Annotated in this window: 21 protein-coding genes; 6 read left to right on the plus strand and 15 right to left on the minus strand. The window is 40.8% G+C overall.

Annotated features, from left to right (window positions below; translation table 11 throughout):
* Nucleotides 1-93: 93 nt before the first annotated feature.
* The 5 genes from VB073_RS03560 to VB073_RS03580 form a co-directional block, all read right to left on the minus strand.
* Nucleotides 94-630 (minus strand): CDP-alcohol phosphatidyltransferase family protein, encoded by a 537-nt coding sequence (locus VB073_RS03560; RefSeq protein WP_323402774.1) that lies wholly within the window; start codon nucleotides 628-630, stop codon nucleotides 94-96.
* Nucleotides 631-750: 120 nt separating this feature from the next.
* Nucleotides 751-1590: a class I SAM-dependent methyltransferase gene (locus VB073_RS03565; RefSeq protein ID WP_323402775.1), complete on the minus strand. Its 840-nt coding sequence runs from the start codon at nucleotides 1588-1590 to the stop codon at nucleotides 751-753.
* A 148-nt stretch (nucleotides 1591-1738) separates the two neighbouring features.
* Nucleotides 1739-2308 carry a YdeI/OmpD-associated family protein gene (locus VB073_RS03570; RefSeq protein ID WP_323402776.1) on the minus strand — a complete coding sequence of 190 codons (570 nt, stop codon included), beginning with the start codon at nucleotides 2306-2308 and terminating at the stop codon, nucleotides 1739-1741.
* A complete protein-coding gene (locus VB073_RS03575; RefSeq protein WP_323402777.1) occupies nucleotides 2305-2790 on the minus strand; it encodes an isochorismatase family cysteine hydrolase in 486 nt (161 codons plus the stop codon). The genes VB073_RS03570 and VB073_RS03575 overlap by 4 nt, the downstream gene beginning before the upstream one ends.
* A gap of 338 nt (nucleotides 2791-3128) precedes the next feature.
* Nucleotides 3129-4145 (minus strand): EFR1 family ferrodoxin, encoded by a 1017-nt coding sequence (locus tag VB073_RS03580; protein ID WP_323402778.1) that lies wholly within the window; start codon nucleotides 4143-4145, stop codon nucleotides 3129-3131.
* Nucleotides 4146-4328: 183 nt separating this feature from the next.
* Here VB073_RS03580 and VB073_RS03585 point away from each other — a divergent pair, with 183 nt between their 5' ends.
* Complete coding sequence (locus VB073_RS03585) at nucleotides 4329-5195, plus strand: AraC family transcriptional regulator (RefSeq protein WP_323402779.1); 867 nt, start codon at nucleotides 4329-4331, stop codon at nucleotides 5193-5195.
* 47 nt (nucleotides 5196-5242) lie between these two features.
* On the opposite strand, the gene VB073_RS03590 is transcribed toward VB073_RS03585, so the two are convergent.
* From VB073_RS03590 to VB073_RS03625, 8 genes are all read right to left on the minus strand, one after another.
* Nucleotides 5243-5590 carry a DUF1801 domain-containing protein gene (locus tag VB073_RS03590; RefSeq protein WP_323402780.1) on the minus strand — a complete coding sequence of 116 codons (348 nt, stop codon included), beginning with the start codon at nucleotides 5588-5590 and terminating at the stop codon, nucleotides 5243-5245.
* 106 nt (nucleotides 5591-5696) lie between these two features.
* The gene (locus tag VB073_RS03595; protein WP_323402781.1) at nucleotides 5697-6095 is read right to left on the minus strand and encodes a hypothetical protein; all 399 of its coding nucleotides are present in this window, start codon (nucleotides 6093-6095) and stop codon (nucleotides 5697-5699) included.
* Nucleotides 6096-6204: 109 nt separating this feature from the next.
* Nucleotides 6205-6738 carry a dihydrofolate reductase family protein gene (locus VB073_RS03600; RefSeq protein WP_323402782.1) on the minus strand — a complete coding sequence of 178 codons (534 nt, stop codon included), beginning with the start codon at nucleotides 6736-6738 and terminating at the stop codon, nucleotides 6205-6207.
* 7 nt (nucleotides 6739-6745) lie between these two features.
* Nucleotides 6746-7120 carry a DoxX family protein gene (locus VB073_RS03605; RefSeq protein ID WP_323402783.1) on the minus strand — a complete coding sequence of 125 codons (375 nt, stop codon included), beginning with the start codon at nucleotides 7118-7120 and terminating at the stop codon, nucleotides 6746-6748.
* 112 nt (nucleotides 7121-7232) lie between these two features.
* Nucleotides 7233-7808, minus strand: coding sequence for a dihydrofolate reductase family protein (locus tag VB073_RS03610; RefSeq protein WP_323402784.1), 576 nt, complete (start codon nucleotides 7806-7808; stop codon nucleotides 7233-7235).
* 549 nt (nucleotides 7809-8357) lie between these two features.
* The gene (locus tag VB073_RS03615) at nucleotides 8358-9113 is read right to left on the minus strand and encodes a class I SAM-dependent methyltransferase (RefSeq protein WP_323402785.1); all 756 of its coding nucleotides are present in this window, start codon (nucleotides 9111-9113) and stop codon (nucleotides 8358-8360) included.
* A gap of 73 nt (nucleotides 9114-9186) precedes the next feature.
* Entirely contained in the window at nucleotides 9187-9450 is a 264-nt protein-coding gene (locus tag VB073_RS03620) for a TfoX/Sxy family protein (protein WP_323402786.1), read from the minus strand.
* A 9-nt stretch (nucleotides 9451-9459) separates the two neighbouring features.
* Nucleotides 9460-9765: a carboxymuconolactone decarboxylase family protein gene (locus VB073_RS03625; RefSeq protein ID WP_323402787.1), complete on the minus strand. Its 306-nt coding sequence runs from the start codon at nucleotides 9763-9765 to the stop codon at nucleotides 9460-9462.
* Nucleotides 9766-10255: 490 nt separating this feature from the next.
* On the opposite strand from VB073_RS03625, the gene VB073_RS03630 reads away from it, so the two are divergent.
* Together VB073_RS03630 and VB073_RS03635 are read left to right on the plus strand one after the other, a co-directional pair.
* The gene (locus VB073_RS03630; RefSeq protein ID WP_323402788.1) at nucleotides 10256-10579 is read left to right on the plus strand and encodes a type II toxin-antitoxin system RelE/ParE family toxin; all 324 of its coding nucleotides are present in this window, start codon (nucleotides 10256-10258) and stop codon (nucleotides 10577-10579) included.
* A gap of 4 nt (nucleotides 10580-10583) precedes the next feature.
* Nucleotides 10584-10898, plus strand: coding sequence for a HigA family addiction module antitoxin (locus tag VB073_RS03635; protein WP_323402789.1), 315 nt, complete (start codon nucleotides 10584-10586; stop codon nucleotides 10896-10898).
* Nucleotides 10899-11029: 131 nt separating this feature from the next.
* Here the strand turns inward: VB073_RS03635 and VB073_RS03640 are convergent, their stop codons facing one another.
* Together VB073_RS03640 and VB073_RS03645 are read right to left on the minus strand one after the other, a co-directional pair.
* Nucleotides 11030-12220, minus strand: a complete 1191-nt coding sequence (locus VB073_RS03640) for a hypothetical protein (protein WP_323402790.1) — start codon at nucleotides 12218-12220, stop codon at nucleotides 11030-11032.
* A 27-nt stretch (nucleotides 12221-12247) separates the two neighbouring features.
* On the minus strand, nucleotides 12248-12898 hold the full coding sequence (locus tag VB073_RS03645; protein WP_323402791.1) for a hypothetical protein: 651 nt from the start codon (nucleotides 12896-12898) through the stop codon (nucleotides 12248-12250).
* Nucleotides 12899-13084: 186 nt separating this feature from the next.
* On the opposite strand from VB073_RS03645, the gene VB073_RS03650 reads away from it, so the two are divergent.
* The 3 genes from VB073_RS03650 (at nucleotide 13085) to VB073_RS03660 (ending at nucleotide 18232) form a co-directional block, all read left to right on the plus strand.
* Entirely contained in the window at nucleotides 13085-13561 is a 477-nt protein-coding gene (locus VB073_RS03650) for a hypothetical protein (RefSeq protein WP_323402792.1), read from the plus strand.
* Nucleotides 13562-13666: 105 nt separating this feature from the next.
* A complete protein-coding gene (locus VB073_RS03655; RefSeq protein WP_323402793.1) occupies nucleotides 13667-14992 on the plus strand; it encodes an efflux RND transporter periplasmic adaptor subunit in 1326 nt (441 codons plus the stop codon).
* An 18-nt stretch (nucleotides 14993-15010) separates the two neighbouring features.
* Nucleotides 15011-18232 carry an efflux RND transporter permease subunit gene (locus VB073_RS03660; RefSeq protein WP_323402794.1) on the plus strand — a complete coding sequence of 1074 codons (3222 nt, stop codon included), beginning with the start codon at nucleotides 15011-15013 and terminating at the stop codon, nucleotides 18230-18232.
* Nucleotides 18233-18266: the final 34 nt, after the last annotated feature.

An 18266-nucleotide genomic window follows, 5' to 3' on the forward strand; every position in this document is an offset into this window, starting at 1 on the left:
TTTTCGCATTTTCAGTCAGCCATGTGCGAAAATCACTACGTGAAGGAAACAGTAATTCAGGAACATCAGTTTTCATAATGGTTCTCATTTCATTCAATTTATAAAGATACTCCTTTTATTCAAATCTATTTTTTCTTTCGGACTACGTAAAAGAATAATTAATTCTTCAATTGGCGATAATAATGCAACAATCACTACTATAAATAAAAACTCTTTCACTCCCAATATTATCATTATTGGCAATATGAACAATAGAAGGCCTGTGAGCTTATTCGCAAAAGTGTGAATCATTATGAGTTTCTTATATTTGATAAATCCAATAGCAATATTTCCAAATCGGAATATAAAAATCAGCAATATAGGAATTAAAAATGTGAAGATTACTTCTTTGTGTTCTATGATTAAATAGGCAGATAGAATGATGTAGAAAAAGAAGTCTCCGATCGAATCCAGTTTTGCTCCTTTTACTGATTCAACGTTATACTTTCGGGCAATAAAGCCATCTAAAAAATCAGTAATTCCGATCAATAAATAGAAGATCATGAATACGAGAGGACTTTTAAAGAAGAACAGCAACAATAATGAAAGGAAAATCCTACTTATTGATAATATGTTTGGAATTTGTTTCATTCTTATTTCTCAATTTATCGAAATTTCCCGTCAGCAACGAACGATTTACAACTAATTAACAAGCTGAATATCACATATATTAAATAGACCATATTGTTACAATCACGTGACAGCAAGGGATTATATTTTAGCAACCAGAAAAAATTCGCCACTCGCAGGAACCAGATTATCTGTCCTGTCTTTGAAATATTTTTCGGTCATATCTTTCGTTGAAATAGTCTGTATTTCTTTCAGCCCTATTTCGTTGGCAAGTTTTACAATTTCTTCAATAGGAAAAAAACTGACAAAAGGATTTCCCGAAGCTTCCGCTCCTTCATTTGCAATTTTCTGCATTGGCTGGTCTTCCTCATCAAGTTGTTCCATTGGCAGATAAAATGCAATGGCAATTACCGACTCAGACGCAAGCATCGTCATTTTTTTTAGCATATCTCTAATAGCTTCTTTGGTAAGATATAGTGTTACACCTGTGCAAGAAATAAAAGTCGGCTGATTGATATTAAAACCTTTGTTTAACAGTTTGTCCCACCATGATGAAACTTCAAAATCAACAGGGACGAAATGAAGATTGTCTGCAACTTCATAGCCATTTTCAATCAATTTTTCTTTTTTCCAGGCTAACGTGTCAGGTTCGTCAATTTCATAAATATCAATTTGTGAGCTGATTGACATGTTTCGTTGGGCAAAACTGTCTAATCCTGCACCAAGCAAAACATACTGTCTTAGGCCTTTTTCGATTTGCTCTTTGGCCATATCCTCTATAAATCGGGCACGGGCAACAATAGATGTCCGAAGTCGTTTCGTGTATTTCATATCAGGACGCTCCTGCCAATCTTTTTCAGGTTTGATCAGGTCATATCCAACTCTATCCTCAATGATATAAGGTTTATCATCTGTCAAAACGTGCAAAGCTCTCCACAGAGCTGTCCGTAATGCTGTATTGTCCGGTTGTTTTGCTTTCATACAATTGATGATGGCTATAAATTATATTTAACGAACTTAATTTACTACGATTGCTACCGCGCAATTGCATCGCATGGTTACATCGTTTGTGCATCGTAACGCGATACAATCTCACGACAGCGAGAGGCGATTGCACATTCTCTTTTTATTAATAGTATTTTTCAATTCCGCCAAATCCTGCTATCATTTTATTGTCCTTCGTTTTGCTGATGAAGTGGTTTAACCGTTTTTCAAATTCCTCAAGACGCATCCTTGCGGCTTCAATGTACGCAATCCGGATTCGCTTATATGAATCGGAAAATTGTTGATAGTTTTTCCATACTATTTCATCTTCCTTCAACTTGTCAATTATATCATTGGGGAAAATAAAAGGCTCAGATAAGACATGTTGTATTTTGTCCTCGAATGTAGGGTGTATCATTTTATTTTCCGATAGCCATTTAAGTCTTTCCTTGTTGGCTTGCGAGTAGGTACTCTTAGGCTTTCTTGGTGTGAAACGCTGTATTTTATGTTCTTTGTCAAGCGATCTTACCGTACTGTCGATCCAATCGAAACAAAGGGCCTCTTCAACAGCATCATTGTATAAAATGCTTTTTTTGCCAGACGACTTGCGGGAAAATACAAACCATATTTCATTGGCGGTGTCGAAGTTGTCCATTAGCCACTTTCTCCAATCTTGCCGATTTTCAAAATACTTTATTGTATTCTCTGTTGTCATGACAAGTTTTTCAAACCAATTACTTTACTGCCTTTACTTTCGTAATAATGAAGCATTTCGTCTATTTTCTTTTTATCATAACTCGTAATGCAATCTGATAGGATATTAACCTTATAATTTGCCTTATTCATGTTATAACAGGTTGATTTGACACAAGCAACTGCATCTGCTCCCGCTATATAGAATTCATCTATTCCATTTTTATTGATAAAGTCTGCGAATTCCTCACTACTTAATGCGTTCCCCTTGTATTTTGTAAAAACATTCCTTGATACAATTTTCAAATCCGAAACTAATTCAGCCCCAAGTGTATTGGGTTTAAAAGTCCTTGTGCCGTCTGATAAATTCTCGTGTCTTATATAAACAACATGAACGGCATTATCAACTGCCCAATCTATGGCTTTATTTATATTACCAATTATTTCCTTGTAATTCTTTGTTATATCATTTTGAATGTCTATTACAACTAATGCTTTTTTCATCTTTCTTGCTATTTGTTTCCTTATCGGACGGTTTAAATCTTATGTAAACATTCAATACCACACTTTCGCTCATGTTTGACTACGTTGATTTTCAATTCCTAACCAGTGTGTTGCCCAGGCTGAACATCCGTTTTTTATAATGTATGCCACGTCATTAATACACATATTTGCTATAGTGAATATCCATTCTCAAAAGTACAAAATATCCGATAAACAGAAATCATCACATCCAAATCCATTTGTTTTCCAAGAGATATTCATCGACGGCACATTCTTCAAAAAACAATCACCCGTAATTCCTTTGGAATCATCAGATTCGCAGAAAAGATGGGGTTGATCTATTGCTTATACCTTCCCCAAAACCGGTAATGGGTAAGTGATGTGAGAGAAATTATCTTCGCGATGAACCGGTTCTTTAATTCGAGCTGTTGGATCCTATACAATATCCACACGTAAAAAATCAGTAGCAGATTAAAAAGCAGGAACTTCACGATCCAATACTGGATAAAATCCGGCAATAATCCATAGAAAAGATAGGTCGTCACGATTGATGTGAGGTAGACGGCGATAAACCACAGTCCGTGTGGCGTCTCAATCGCATCTACGGGACAGTTGTTCATGCACATCATGCAATTCTCGCATTGGAAAATCCAGAACGGCCTGCCGTCGACTTTCTTGATCGCTTTCACGGGACATTGCTTGATACACAGGTTACAATTGATGCACTTGTACGACGCATAATATGATTTCGCAAGGAAGAACCGCCCGATCAGGTAGTAGGCAAGCGATACCGGCGATATCAGGATATCCTGGATGATCTCTTTTCGCGATGCAAAATCTTTTTTGCCCGAATAAATCCTTTCAAAGTGCTTCCCTACCCGGAAAAAATTCTTGTCAAGAATAAACTTAGCCCTCTTCTCCCTGATAGCTGGATGCAGTGAAATCCAATTCGAAGGCATATCAAATGGAATCTGGCCGACAATCCGATAGCCTTTCCTTCTCAGCATCAGGGAGGATAACATGAAGGCGATGCCTGTCAGTCCGGGAGTTATCATCTTGCCTATTTTCACGGAGCCTCTGGTATTCATCAATACAACACGATTATTTCCTTCGGGAAACGTCCGGATAAAATCCAGCGTGATCTTCGGGAAATTAAATCCATGTATGGGAGAAATAATTACAATCAGGCTATCCGGATGAATTTTTGATAAAGAGCCTCTATTCACGTTCGAAATATTAACCATCTCGCACGATATTCCTTTCTTTACGGCAAATTCGGAAAACCATACGGCTATCTTTTTCGAGTTGCCTGTCCCCGAAAAATAGAAAATCGTCAAATCCCGAATAGCATCCATATCTACGTATATCGTGTATCGGCAAAAGTAGACCAAATTACACATCATCAACTTACATATCTTGCTAACATGGAATCAGGATATTATTATGTATTTTTGCAGATGATGAACAGCAGGCAAGAGATAAGTATAAATGATTATAAATCAAGGATTAATTCGGTTATTCTCTATATCGAAAAAAACATGGACAAACCATTGAGCCTTGATGATATTGCCCGTCATGCAAATTTCTCACCTTTCCATTTCCACAGGATATTTACGGCGCTGGAAGGAGAAACGCCTGCCGGGTTCATCCTTAGAGTGCGTGTCGAAAAGGTGGCAAGGTTACTTCAAGAACAAAAGAATGCATCCATAACGGAAATCGCCTATCGTTGTGGTTTTAACAACTACACCTCATTTAATCGGGCCTTTAAAAAATATTTCGGGGTGACTGCACAGGAATTTCGGAAGCTCGAAAAGGCCGTCTTTGCGAAAGACAAGCAGTTCTATAATGCCAAAGGAGAGTTACTCGATCGGACCGGCAAGACCATCCACTATGAAAAAGCCGGGATCTTTGCATTTGGAAACGATACCATTATGCAGGATGCGGATATTCAAGTCAGGTGGATGCCGCCCTTTCAGGTAGCCTATATCCGTTTTGTCGGCGACTTCTATCAGATTGGGGAGACTTACGACAAGCTAATCGGTTGGGCATCGCAGCAAAACGATCTGCTACATCTGGAAGGATCAGCCTTTTTCACTGTCTATCACGATGATCCCTCTGTGACAAAGATGGATAAACTCCGCCAAAGTGTATGCATTACGATACCCGACAACTTCAAACCCGGAAGTCCTGTCAGCAAGATGGTGATCGACGGAGGCAAATATCTGGCAGGTTATTTTAAACTGTCGGATATGGAGTTCGAGAAGGCATGGAATACCATTTACCGGACTTTAATCGAAGATGGATATACATTCAGGAATGCCAATATCTATGAAATGTATAAAACGGCCGACAACACTCCACTTTCTCAACCCTATAAAGTCCATTTGTGTATTCCGGTGGAATAAATGTCCGTCTTGACATTTAACTCGTACAACCAAAGATTAATCAACACTTATACCTTTGCATTATTTTCGGCTACCCTGAATTTCACCATTCTTTCTATGAGTTGGTAGGGTATTGGTTCGTCAAGCGGAAACTGCACCGAACCTTTCCCTTGCTTATATTTTGAAAGTTCGTCCTGAAACTCGATATGTCCCGAGGGAGTTGCATAGAAGCCGATATGATTTTTGAATGCGGCAAAATAAACCAAAGGTTTTTTATTCATTTTATATGCGGGCATTCCGTAAGAAAAAAGTTCTTCGGCTTCAGGTGCGTTCTCTTTTATCAGCTTCCTGATGTTACGTAAGATTTCCTGAACACTGTCTGGAAACTGCTGAATATATATTTCGATTTCTTTCATTTCAGTCGTCTATTATGTGACAATGCTTCTGCAATCAGTTTAACTAAAACTAATGCAGATAGCCTAACCTATGGATGCAGCACACTTGAAATTTATATTTTATTTTTTAATGATTTTTCCCAGCCAAAATCTCACTGTCGCTCGTTGTTATTTTTTCGATTATTGTCTCTATTACTGTGTTCCAATATGCTTTTGTTTCTTCCCTTTGTCTTTCGTCACATAGATTCTCAATATGAAATGCAATAGTAGTTTTGTCTTTGTTGGCAATCAGCCGCATTTGAAGCGTGGCTTCGTTCGTCCAATCTTTCAGTTTCCACTTTGTCCTTATATGTGAAAGATTCTTGAATGTTGAAAACTCCTTGTCTGCACCCTTAAGCCAAAGTTGGGTTCCGTTTTCTGAAAACAGGAAATCCCAAACTTCATTTATGTTGAATGGCACACTTCTTCTGATACCAAACTGCCAACCTGTATCTTTTGTCTGCCCGACACTTTTTACTTTTCCCATAATTCAGTGATCCATTTATTTCTTAATTGGCAACTTCCTATTGTCCAATCTTTGTCAAGGAACTTTTCTATCATCAACAACATCTTCTCTATCAAAGTTTGTTCCATCCTTATTTTTTACGTTTGTAACGTAGCTGGGTTAATCCCGTATCATAAGTTCTTACATTCACAAGTTCTAACTCCTGCTCGGGTCTTCCGTCCTTGAAAAGTCGTGTGCCATTACCCACCAATACAGGAATAACCGAAATGATAAACTCGTCGATCAGGTCATTCTTCAACAGTTCGTGAATTATTTCGGCTCCACCGTCACAATAAATATTTTTTCCTTCTTCCGATTTCAGTTGTTTCACCAAGTCAATCAGACTTTCCGTGTAAAAGGTTGTTCTCCCGACATTTGGTCTTTCTGTCCTTGTGATAACATATACATTCCGTTCGCCATTATCATAATGGGAAGTACCGATTTCCCTGAACACATAATCGTAAGTTCTTCTTCCAACAATGATGGTATCAATGGTATCGGTAAATTCTTTATATCCGTAATCTTCTCCCTCTTTTTCCACTAATGACAGAAAACTAAGGTCATCGTTTGGTTGAGCAATATATCCGTCCAGACTCGTGGCTATGAAACTTATTAGTGCTCGCATTATTTCTTTATTTGCTGTTATTTAATTTTTGGTTGTAAATATACGATACCGCAAGTATGCCAAGGAAGACCAAAGGCATTGCCATATAGCTGACGTTTTTATCTACACAAGCGTGGCTGATAAATGCAAATATGAACGTAAATGAAAATCCTGCATATGCCCATTCTTTTAGCTTTGCAGGTGTTTTGGGATACATAATGGCTATAACACCAAGCACTTTCGCTATTGCCAATGCGTATGTGAAATAATCAGGATAACCCAGTGCTTTTGTGCCGAATGTCATATATTCAGGTGCAAAAATCCAAGTGCCCATTGGCATCACGGCTTCCCACAGTGCAATGACAATGGTAGCTGTCCAAAAAATGATCTTATTCTTTTTCATTGTTCCGTTTTTTTAAGTTTTAACACGAAGGCACTACGTTTTTTTCTTTGTAACCTACTTATATTCACAATATAAAGTGTCAATAAACAAGTCTTTAGTCACTTTCTCTACTTCAATTATTCAAACCGTTTATTGGGTTTTCTTCTGTAGGTTTATAGTAAAGTATTACTGCACCGCTACTAAAAGTTTTTGATTTGATAAGTTTCAGGATTGTCCTGTCGTTTATATTTTCAAATAAGAGCGACCCGGTTCCTGCAACGACAGGGTAGACACATATCTGGTATTCGTCAATCAAATTAAGCTTCATTAGCTGTATCATTAAACTCCTACTGCCAATAAAAATGTCTTTATCCGATTGTTTCTTAAGTTCTAAAACTTCCTCTCCAAGATTTCTGTTAGCAAGCTTTGCACTTTCCCAATCTATATTTTTAAGTGTGTGGGAAAAAACGATTTTTTGGATCTTGTCAATAGCCATAGCAAAGTCATTCATTGATTGCTCTTCTGATGGATTTTCTAAAAACGTTCTCCAAAATTCCATAAGTTGATACGTTGTCCGCCCATATAATATTACATCCCCTTTATCCAATAATTCTGTATAATATTGATGTATTTCGTCATCAGGTAACCCTGCCGTATGGTCGAAAACCCCGTCAAGTGTCATATTGATCGCTGCAATTACCTTTCCCATTTCCCTTTTTTATTATTATTACTTTGAGTTACAAATATAAGCTCTCTTTCCTCTAATCCAACTTTGCAAAAGACAAGAAATAAAATTCACAAGAAAGATTAAAAGAATAACCTCCGTATTAACCTAATAATTAGACATTTACTTTTCCTAAATGGAGATTTAAAAAGAATTCTAAAAGAAGGATTAAAACGAGGAGACAAGGAAAGAATCTGTATGGATGTGCCTCCTCCGATCGTTTATACATAAATTTTCACCGCAAATGCAAGAGGTTTAGTACCTCCTTTTTCCATTCAATAACCGGAAACAATTCCTAATTTTCATCTAAATAGCACCATAACCGATTTTCGGAGAAGAGATGACAAAAAATGCAATCATACGCTCAAAAAAATCAATTTCTACACAATTAATGAGTTCATAAACTCATTAATCTCCATATTCACCATATATTGAATTCATAACTGCAAAAACATGACGAAATCTCCTAAGATAAGACAGATTTCAAGATAGCTACCCGGTCATTGTCTGGTTAATAGATCGTCAATATTTGCGCTAACATCGACAAACAAATACCTGTTTTTGAGAATGATCATCAAACGCTTCCTCTGCAAATCCTCCGTACTTGTGGATAATAGTAAAGCCACTCCATTCCAGATAGGCATCTAACTCTTGAGGGAAAAACATTCTCATATCCAAATTCTGAATAGAATTGAACTCTCCATTGATAAAATAATGCCATTCTATGCGATTAATCTGGGTTTTATTTTCATACTCCATAGTCTGTTTTATCAATATTTCCCGTCCATCTTCAGTTGTATATTTGGTAATCTCCTCCGGTTCTCTTTCTCCTTCTACGATATACCGAATATCCGGATTAAAACAATCCAACAGAAATAAACCTCCCTCTTTGAGGTGATTTTTAACTACCCTCAACGCCTTAAATAAATCTTCATTTTGATATAAATGATGGATTGAGTTGAATGGAATAAAAATGAGGTCGTATTTCTCTTGTAGATCTAAAGTTCTGATATCAGCCTCGATAAAACGAATTTCCAATCCTGCTTCGGAAGCTTTAGTCTTTGCCTGCTCAAGCATTGAAGCAGTATAATCAACCCCACTGATATCATACCCGTCCCTTGCAATTGGAAGAGTAAGTCTGCCAGTGCCACAACAAAGCTCAAGTATTCGGGAATTCTTATCTTGTGGCATCCATCGCCGATAAAACTGCAAATCAACCAGACCGGTATTCATCCCATCATAAATACTTGCATCATAGATCAAATCGCCAACCTTATATTCGTTACTCATTTATCTCCTCCGATATCCATTTTATCCCATTTCCCATTTTGTCTTACCAGATCAATCAACGATAACACAGGCTTTATTTCTTTTTTGTCATCTTATAAAACTGTTGTAAAGCCTGTTTCTTATCCGCTGACAATTTATTCCACTTAACTCCTTCTATTGCACCTTCTAATCCATACAGCAAACTCAGACATGCGCCCGGGTCCATTGTTTGAAGTCGGATAAATGCTCCCTCGCTACCTATTGACACTAATTTTTCATAAGAATCTATGCCAACTTGTATTAGCTTGGTTTCCGTATCCTTGCCAATGTTTATTTGATTTGATAAATCACTCGCCATATATGAAAATTATTCTGTTTTGTCATAAATTTCTAATGCGGTCGGAAGGCAGCTTGCTACTCCTTTCAATCCACACACAGACAAGGTAATTAAAATAGTGTCCCGAATTTCTTCCCTGGTCGCTCCAAGTTTTTTTGCCATTTGAACATGGAAATAGATTGCAGTAGTATCACCCATTGCCGACTTTATCCCTATATAAACCAGTTGTTTTGTCTTGGCATCTAATCCTGATGTGTTTTTTAATGCTTCAATCAGGCCATTAAATGCTTCTGCGACTTCCGGAGCCTCGTTTTGAAAAATTTCAAGTGGATTCATGCTTTTTATTTTTATATTGTTACAAGATTAATGTCGAAATCTATTACTCCTCCGTGACAAGACTATGTCAGTGAATAAATTACAAAAATTTTTCAATGTGCATTCCTTAAACTTACGCCCAACTTACAAATGTACGCAATAATAGCAAAAAAACGCTCTTTATCAATTGAATCTAAGTCAAGTTATATAACAATAGCTAATCATGGTATTTGATAAGGAGAGAAATACCTGAAAGAGAATTATCCTTATTTTTTAGAAGTAACGAATATTCTTATGAGACAAATCGTAGTATGGGTTAATAGTGCCACAAGTTGTGACATAAATTCTGAAACTCTTTTTATAAGCTGATCGGTTCTTCAAAAAACATGTTATTCCACCTTTACGTCTATATCCATGTATAACCGATCATATTGGCAAAATAAAAAATCCACTTTTTTAGATGATTTGTCTGAAAAATGATTATCTTTGCTTTTGACAAAACGCAAAGCTTATGGTCATACGTTTTGATAAAGAATGTCTTTCCGACCTCTATTACTTAGGAAAGAGTAAAGATAAGAAGCACCGGTTTCAACCCCAAGTTGTTCGAAACTATGTGAAGCGTGTTATCACGCTGGCAAGTATAAGTAAGATAGAACAACTATATGCGTTGAATTCTTTGAATTTTGAGAATTTAAAGGGAGATAAAAAAGGGATTTCGCCTATTCGAATCGACAAACAGTATCGGTTGGAATATACAGTCTCGCATCATGATTCGGGCGAAGAGATAATCAATATCTGCTCAATCCTGGATATTTCAAATCATTATAAGACGTAACGTCATGGATAATTTAGGAGATTCATATATACCCATCCATCCGGGTGAAATCGTAAAAGAGGAACTCGAATATAGGGGAATTTCGCAAAAACATTTTGCGGAAGTTATCGACGTATCATATACGATGCTCAACGATATACTGAATGGGAAACGTCCCGTCAGTACCGATTTTGCGCTTACGATAGAAGCTGCCACGGGAATCAGTGCCGAACTTCTTGTGCGCATGCAGCTACGTTACAACCTACAAGTGGCCCGTAGCAAAACCGAGAACATAAAGAAGTGGGAGAAAATCCGGAAAACGAGTGTGACCATGTTGTAGGAAAGGACCATTCGTTGAATACCGTATGATTTGCATCATAGATTAAATCGCCAACCTTATATTCTTTTTTCATTTACACCCTCCAATATCTATCATTTTATGCTCTTTCGCTGCGTAGATAATACTGGTTTTTATTGCTTATGGATATATTCAAGCGCTTCGTCAGTACCGTTCTTAAAATTTTCAACCGAATATTTGACTTTCACGTCGGGATATAACGCCCCTTCTTTGCCTTTCCAAGTTTCAAAATATTTGATGGAATAAATTACGCTTGCATTCGTATTCGGAAGTCTGAACACGAGTGTTTCGCCGTAATGATTTATGCTTCCTGCCGTAGGTGCACCCACGAGTATCGTATTGAAATCTCTTTTCAAATCTACCGCATTCATCAATGCCGATGAAAACGTGCCTTGACCAATAAGCACATAAAAACTTCCTTTTTTATTCAGGTAACTCTCCTTTATTTTTTTTAGAAATGGTTGTAGCACATACGAACTTCCACCTCCGTTGAAACGCAAATCCACAATAATTTTTTCAGGTTTATTCGTTTCTATCGATTTGAATAATTCCAATGCAAAATTCTCAAACGGAAGTTGACCGTCGTTTCTACAATTCAAATAATTGAAATAAATCGACTGATTTACAGCATCGTATTTATACCAATAACTATTCGAATACATATCCGCTTTCGGGAATTGTTTAGCCATTACCAATTTCGACGAGCCACCAGATTTAAAAGAAATGTCAATTATTTCTCCGCTCTCGCGTTCCAACGTATATATTACTTCTTCCGCTGAATTTGAAATGCCCATACCTTTAAGTATAGGTGCGTTGCCCAAATAATATAACATCATCGTATTAAAATAAGACGGATTATCGGGCTGAATAATCGTCTTGAGCTCGTCGATAACTTTATTTATCGGCTCTCCGTTTACTTTCATTACTTTTGACAAAAGCAACTCTGTATGAGCACTATCAATTGCAGTGATAAAAACACCTTCCGTAAATATCGAAAACTGAACGGGCACGTTGCCACTACCCATAGTTTCAGGTTCTACTCTTGTGTGTTCGTCGCCCACTGCTACCAACAATTTAAAAAGTTCGTTGAGAAAAGCCTCTTTATCCAGCGAGTTTAATTGAGATTCTACTCGGGAGATTTTCGACTCAAATTCAGTTTTACTTATTTTGGCAAATAAATTTATGTGCTTCTGTGGTAAGTTTTGCGCAAAGTATTCCAAGTCTTCTTTGAGGCCATTTTGGGTTTGTGAATGGACAGAGATGGTAAGCGTTAAAATAGTCAACAATATTAAAATCTTTCTCATAATAGACCTTTTAAAGGTAAAACCCGCTTAAAATAATTTCAATGTTTTTTGGATTTGTTGTTCACACTGTTGGAAATTACCCTCTGCGCCTGTATAAATGGAAAAATAATTGAATAACGACTTGTTTTCAGGCTTTTGCATTAAAGGTAATAGCTCGTAATCCAGCTCATTTTCGGTTATAACATCGAACAATTTATTACTTTTTCTCTCCATTTCCCCGTTTCCCACTTTTTGAGCATCCTCCAAAGCGGAATAACTGTCGAGAATTGATTTCAACAGCTCTTTGTCCCGAATTAAACGCATTGTCCCCGACGATTTCAGCATTTCATATGCGTTAGATTGATAGCTCACTATTGGTACATTCCTAATCACATCTTCGTACTTCTTCAAACTATCGGCTTGTAAGTTTTCTTGTCTGCCAATAGTAATCAAATAATTAGCAAGGCTTCTGGTTTGTTTGTAAAAGATAGACTGTTCTTGAACCATCGGTAAATTATCTTCCAATTCCATTTTTACCATGTCCAAGTGACGTTGTATGTCTTTCTTCTCATTACGGGAACTTATCCAATCGCTAACCATAAAAGTAACAGCAATACCGATAATTACCCCCAGAAGATTAGCCGAAAAAGCGGAGAGCCATTTTTTTGAAATCCATTTCAGGAAATTTTTTGTTTTCATTTCTGCTTATTTATTTCAGTTATCCATTACAGATTCCTTTTCAATATCAAAAATACAAAATATTTGAGATACAGCCATGATTACATCTTAATTCCATTAGTTCTACTCCCCCAACCCATTGAAAATCTAACGGGTTGCTTGGAGAAAAGAAAATAAACGTGTACTTTTGCTGAAAATCAGACTGGATTGAAGAAGAAGATTGCCATATCATCCATTGTAGTAGCGATACTTGTCGTGCTGGTGGCGGGAGCGATACCGCATCATCATCACGATAACGGGGCAATCTGTTTTCATGTGACGCATCATCAGAATCACGATCAGGATCATCATAACAATCACGACGATCATAATGCTTCGGACGGGGATGACCACACGGCACAAAACGGCCATGGCTGCCACGACGATCCGACCTGCATCGCTGAAACGACCTATTATACCAATCCGGAGGGCAAGATAAAAATCAAGACGCCTTCTTTCGATAATGGCGATAACCCGGCTCATATCCAGTTTTTCCCGTTGCTTTATCTTGTCCCGGACTTCCTGATAAACCCTGCTTATAATACCTACACGAAACCGAAGCAGGGGGAATACCTGCAATTTTACACCTCTGCCGAAGTAAGCCGTTTCCATGGCTTGCGCGCTCCGCCTTTTATCCTTTCCTGAACTGACCGGCTGCATTCCAGCTTTCAGGGTTGATGGCTATTCTCGCAATAGCTGTCGATGCATCATTCTTTTATTTATCATCACGGAGCAATAAATTTATCAAAAATGAAGACTTATATTGTAGGCTCATTGATCGCAATGGCCTTGCTTATTTCGGGTTGCCATTCCGGAAATAAAAACGCATCACCTGCGGACGTAAAAGATGCGCACGAACATCTGCACGACCATGACCATGACCACGATCATGGAGACGGGCACAGTCACGACGACGATCATAATCACGACCATCAACACGGGCATGATCACGATCACTCGTCCGATGGGGAGCACAGCCATTCGGCAAATGACGCCCACGTCCATTCGACAGATGACGGACATGACCACGATCATTCATCCGGCGATACGGATGAAATCCATTTCTCCCGTCAACAGGCCGAAGTGGTCGGTCTCGAAGTGGAGCAGGTCGCTCCTGCCCCTTTCAGCTATGTGATCAAGACCAGCGGACATATCCAAGTGGCGCAGGGCGACGAGGTAATTATCGCTGCGACGTCTAACGGGATCGTATCGTTTTCCAGTCCTTCCCTTACCGACGGGAGCACTGTCAAGGCCGGCCAGTCCATCGTGACGATATCGGCCAGAAATCTTCTGGAAGGGGATCCATCGACCAGAGCCAAAATAGAGTTCGAGACGGCCGAAAAGGAATTTCAACGGGCGGAACTGCTGGTCAAGGATCAGATTATCTCGACCAAAGAGTTTGAACAGGCCCGTCTCCGCTACGAAACGGCGAAGACTGCCTACCATGCGCAGGCGTCGAATATGACCGCCAACGGCGTGAGGGTGACCTCCCCCATCCACGGATTTATCAAGAACAGGATGGTGGCGCAGGGCGAATATGTGTCGGTGGGGCAACCCATCGCGACGGTCTCCCAAAACAGGCGGCTGCAACTGCGTGCGGAGGTATCGGAAAAAGACTACAAGACGGTCAGGAACATCATCTCGGCCCATTTCAAGCCGGCTTATGACGACCAGGTCTATCGACTGTCCGATTTGAACGGGCGGCTGTTGTCGTTCGGAAGATCGGCGGACGGACAGTCATTCTTTATTCCCGTCACCTTTGAATTCGATAACGTGGGCGACTTCCTTCCGGGTGCTTTCACCGAAGTCTACTTACTGGCCAATCCGCAAAACGATGTGATTTCGGTACCTGCCTCATCCCTCACCGAAGAGCAGGGGCTTTATTTCGTTTACCTGCAACTCGAAGAGGAGCACTATAAGAAACAGGAAGTCACCCCCGGCCAAAGCGACGGCACGAGGGTGCAAATCGTTTCGGGGCTGAAACCGGGCGACAAGGTGGTTACCAAAGGTGTTTACCAGGTGAAACTGGCGGCGATTTCGTCGGTGATGCCGGAGGGTCATACCCATAATCACTAACCGCAAAGACGAAACGCTATGCTGAATAAGATTATCAAATTTTCGTTGAACAACCGTATGGTTGTACTGGTCGCCGCGGTTTTGCTGATGGTAGCAGGATTGTACACGACCAGCAATATGGAAGTGGATGTGTTTCCCGATTTGAACGCACCGACCGTCGTGGTGATGACCGAAGCGCAGGGAATGGCACCCGAAGAGGTGGAACGGCTGGTTACTTTCCCCATCGAGACTGCCCTGAATGGTGCGACCGACGTACGCCGTGTCCGTTCTTCTTCCACCACGGGATTTTCGATTGTATGGATAGAATTCGATTGGGGAACCGATATTTACCTCGCACGACAGATCGTATCCGAAAAGCTGTCAGAAGTGAGGGACGCACTCCCTTCTTATGTCGGGAATCCCACATTAGGACCACAATCCTCCATCCTGGGTGAGCTGATCACCATAGGATTGACCTCCGACTCGACTTCGCTACGGGATCTGCGCACGTTGGCCGACTGGACGATACGTACACGCCTGCTATCGACAGGAGGTGTGGCACAGGTGACCGTCATCGGCGGCGAGATCAAGGAGTACCAGATATTGTTGAATCCCGAAAAGATGAAGCATTACGGCATCAGTCTGGATGAGGTGATCAACGTGGTACAAGGTATGAACCAGAATGCTTCGGGAGGCGTATTGTACGAATACGGGAACGAGTATATCATCCGTGGCGTGCTTTTCACGAACCAGGTGGATGCATTAGGGAAATCGGTGGTAAAAAGTGTGAACGATATACCCATATTGATTGAAAATATCGCCGATGTGAAAATTGGCGACAAGGCCCCCAAACTGGGTGTGGCCTCTGAGAAGGCAAAGCCGGCCGTACTGGTAACGGTCACTAAACAGCCTAACACCAACACGGTAGAGCTGACCCACAAGATAGATCATGCGCTGGCTGATCTTCAGCAGTCGCTTCCTGCCGACGTGAAGGTCTCCACCGATATTTACCGTCAGGCTCGCTTTATAGAGAGTTCGATCAGCAATATCCAGAAAGTGCTGTACGAAGGGGGAATTTTCGTGGTGATTATCCTGATCATCTTCCTGATGAATGTGCGGACGACCGTTATCTCTGTCGTCACCATTCCTCTTTCATTAGTGGTCTCTATCCTGGTACTCAAATATATGGGATTGACCATCAACACCATGTCACTAGGAGGTCTGGCTATTTCCATCGGTTCGCTGGTGGATGATGCCATCGTGGATGTGGAGAACGTATTCAAACGATTAAGAGAGAATCGACTAAAACCAAAAGACGAGCGGAAAAGCGTGATAGCGGTCGTGTATGACGCATCGAAAGAGGTGCGTATGCCGATTTTCAACTCCACGCTGATTATGATTGCCAGTTTTGTGCCGCTCTTTTTTCTCTCAGGGATGGAAGGCCGTATGCTCGTCCCCCTCGGTATCGCCTTTATCGTGGCGATGATCGTCTCCACAGCGGTCGCCCTTACCTTGACGCCGGTATTGTGTAGTTACTTATTAGGGAGACCCGGGAAAAGAAGTGCCAAATCAAAGTTGAAGAGTGATGTATCAGTGGAAAGTAACGATAAATCAGAAGAGGACAATTTAGAGCTGGGAGGGAATAATGATGAGTCTGAAGAAAATAATCCCCCGATAGAAAAAGAGTCTTTCGTCGCCCTGAAACTGAAATATATCTATGAAAAAGCACTCAGATGGACGCTGAACCATCGGAAGTGGGTTCTTGGAGGAACCGGCGTCGTGCTGATCGCCTCGCTGCTTCTGTTCTTCTCGTTCGGCCGTGATTTCCTTCCGCCATTCAACGAAGGATCATTCACCATCAGTGTCAGCACCATGCCCGGTATATCACTGGAAGAATCGGATAAAATGGGCCGGATAGCCGAAGAGTTGTTGCTCTCGATACCGGAGATACAAACGACAGGGCGCAAGACCGGCCGTGCCGAACTGGATGAACACGCTTTGGGCGTAAACCTGTCGGAGATAGAAGCACCGTTCATACTCGACAAGCGTTCCAAAGACGAGGTATTGGAAGAGGTGAGGGAGAAACTGAAAATCCTTCCGGGAGTCAATATCGAAATCGGACAACCAATCTCGCACCGTATCGACCATATGCTTTCGGGGACGAGGGCCAATATCGCCATCAAGATATTCGGTCACGACCTGAACAAGCTGTACAGCCTCGGGAACCAAATCAAAGCATCCATCGAGGATGTCGAAGGGATTGCCGACCTCAACGTGGAGCAGCAGATCGAGCGTCCGCAGCTGAAGATAGAACCCAAACGGGAGCTGTTGGCCAAGTACGGGATATCGTTGCCCGAATTTGCGGAGATCGTCAACGTGATGCTCTCGGGCGAAGTAGTTTCACAGGTTTACGAAGGGAATAACTCATTTGACCTGACATTGAAGGTGAATGATGAAAGTCGTTCGACAGCCGACAGGATCAGGAACCTGATCGTGGATGCCAACGGCCGGAAAGTCCCACTGGAAAACATTGCCGAAGTCACTTCATCCACAGGGCCGAACACCATTAACCGCGAAAATGTCTCCCGAAAGCTGGTTGTCTCAGCCAACGTGGCAGGACGTGATCTACGGGGCGTTGTCAACGATATCCAGAAAAAAGTCGGTGATGAAATCAAACTACCCGAAGGCTATCATATCGAGTATGGCGGCCAGTTTGAAAGCGAACAGGCTGCATCACGCACCCTGCTGGTCACTTCCCTGTTCGCCATTATGATCATCTTCATGCTTCTGTTTGCCCAGTTCAAAAGCATCAACCAGGCTACCGTCGTGCTGTTGAATCTTCCGTTAGCGCTGATTGGCGGTGTCTTCGCCATATTCTTCACCAGCGGCACATTAAGTATTCCTGCCATTATCGGCTTTATTTCGCTGTTCGGTATTGCCACCCGAAACGGGATGTTACTGATATCACGTTACAATGATCTGGAGCGTGAAGGCTATTCGAAGTTGGAATGTGTGATGCACGGTTCATTGGACCGTCTGAACCCGATATTGATGACGGCGCTCTGTTCCGCACTGGCATTGATTCCTCTTGCCTTAGGGGGAGACCTGCCGGGTAACGAGATACAAAGTCCGATGGCGAAAGTTATCCTGGGCGGATTGCTCACCTCTACCTTTCTGAACGGTTTTATTATTCCGATCATGTATCTGATTACTGAAAGGAAGGTAACTAAGACAGAGACAGTGAAAGATGAAGAGATTTAAATGATTGGGAGGTGTATGCCAAAGAAGCTTCAGT

This window comes from Proteiniphilum sp., assembly GCF_034927365.1.
In the GTDB taxonomy this organism is placed as follows: domain Bacteria; phylum Bacteroidota; class Bacteroidia; order Bacteroidales; family Dysgonomonadaceae; genus Proteiniphilum.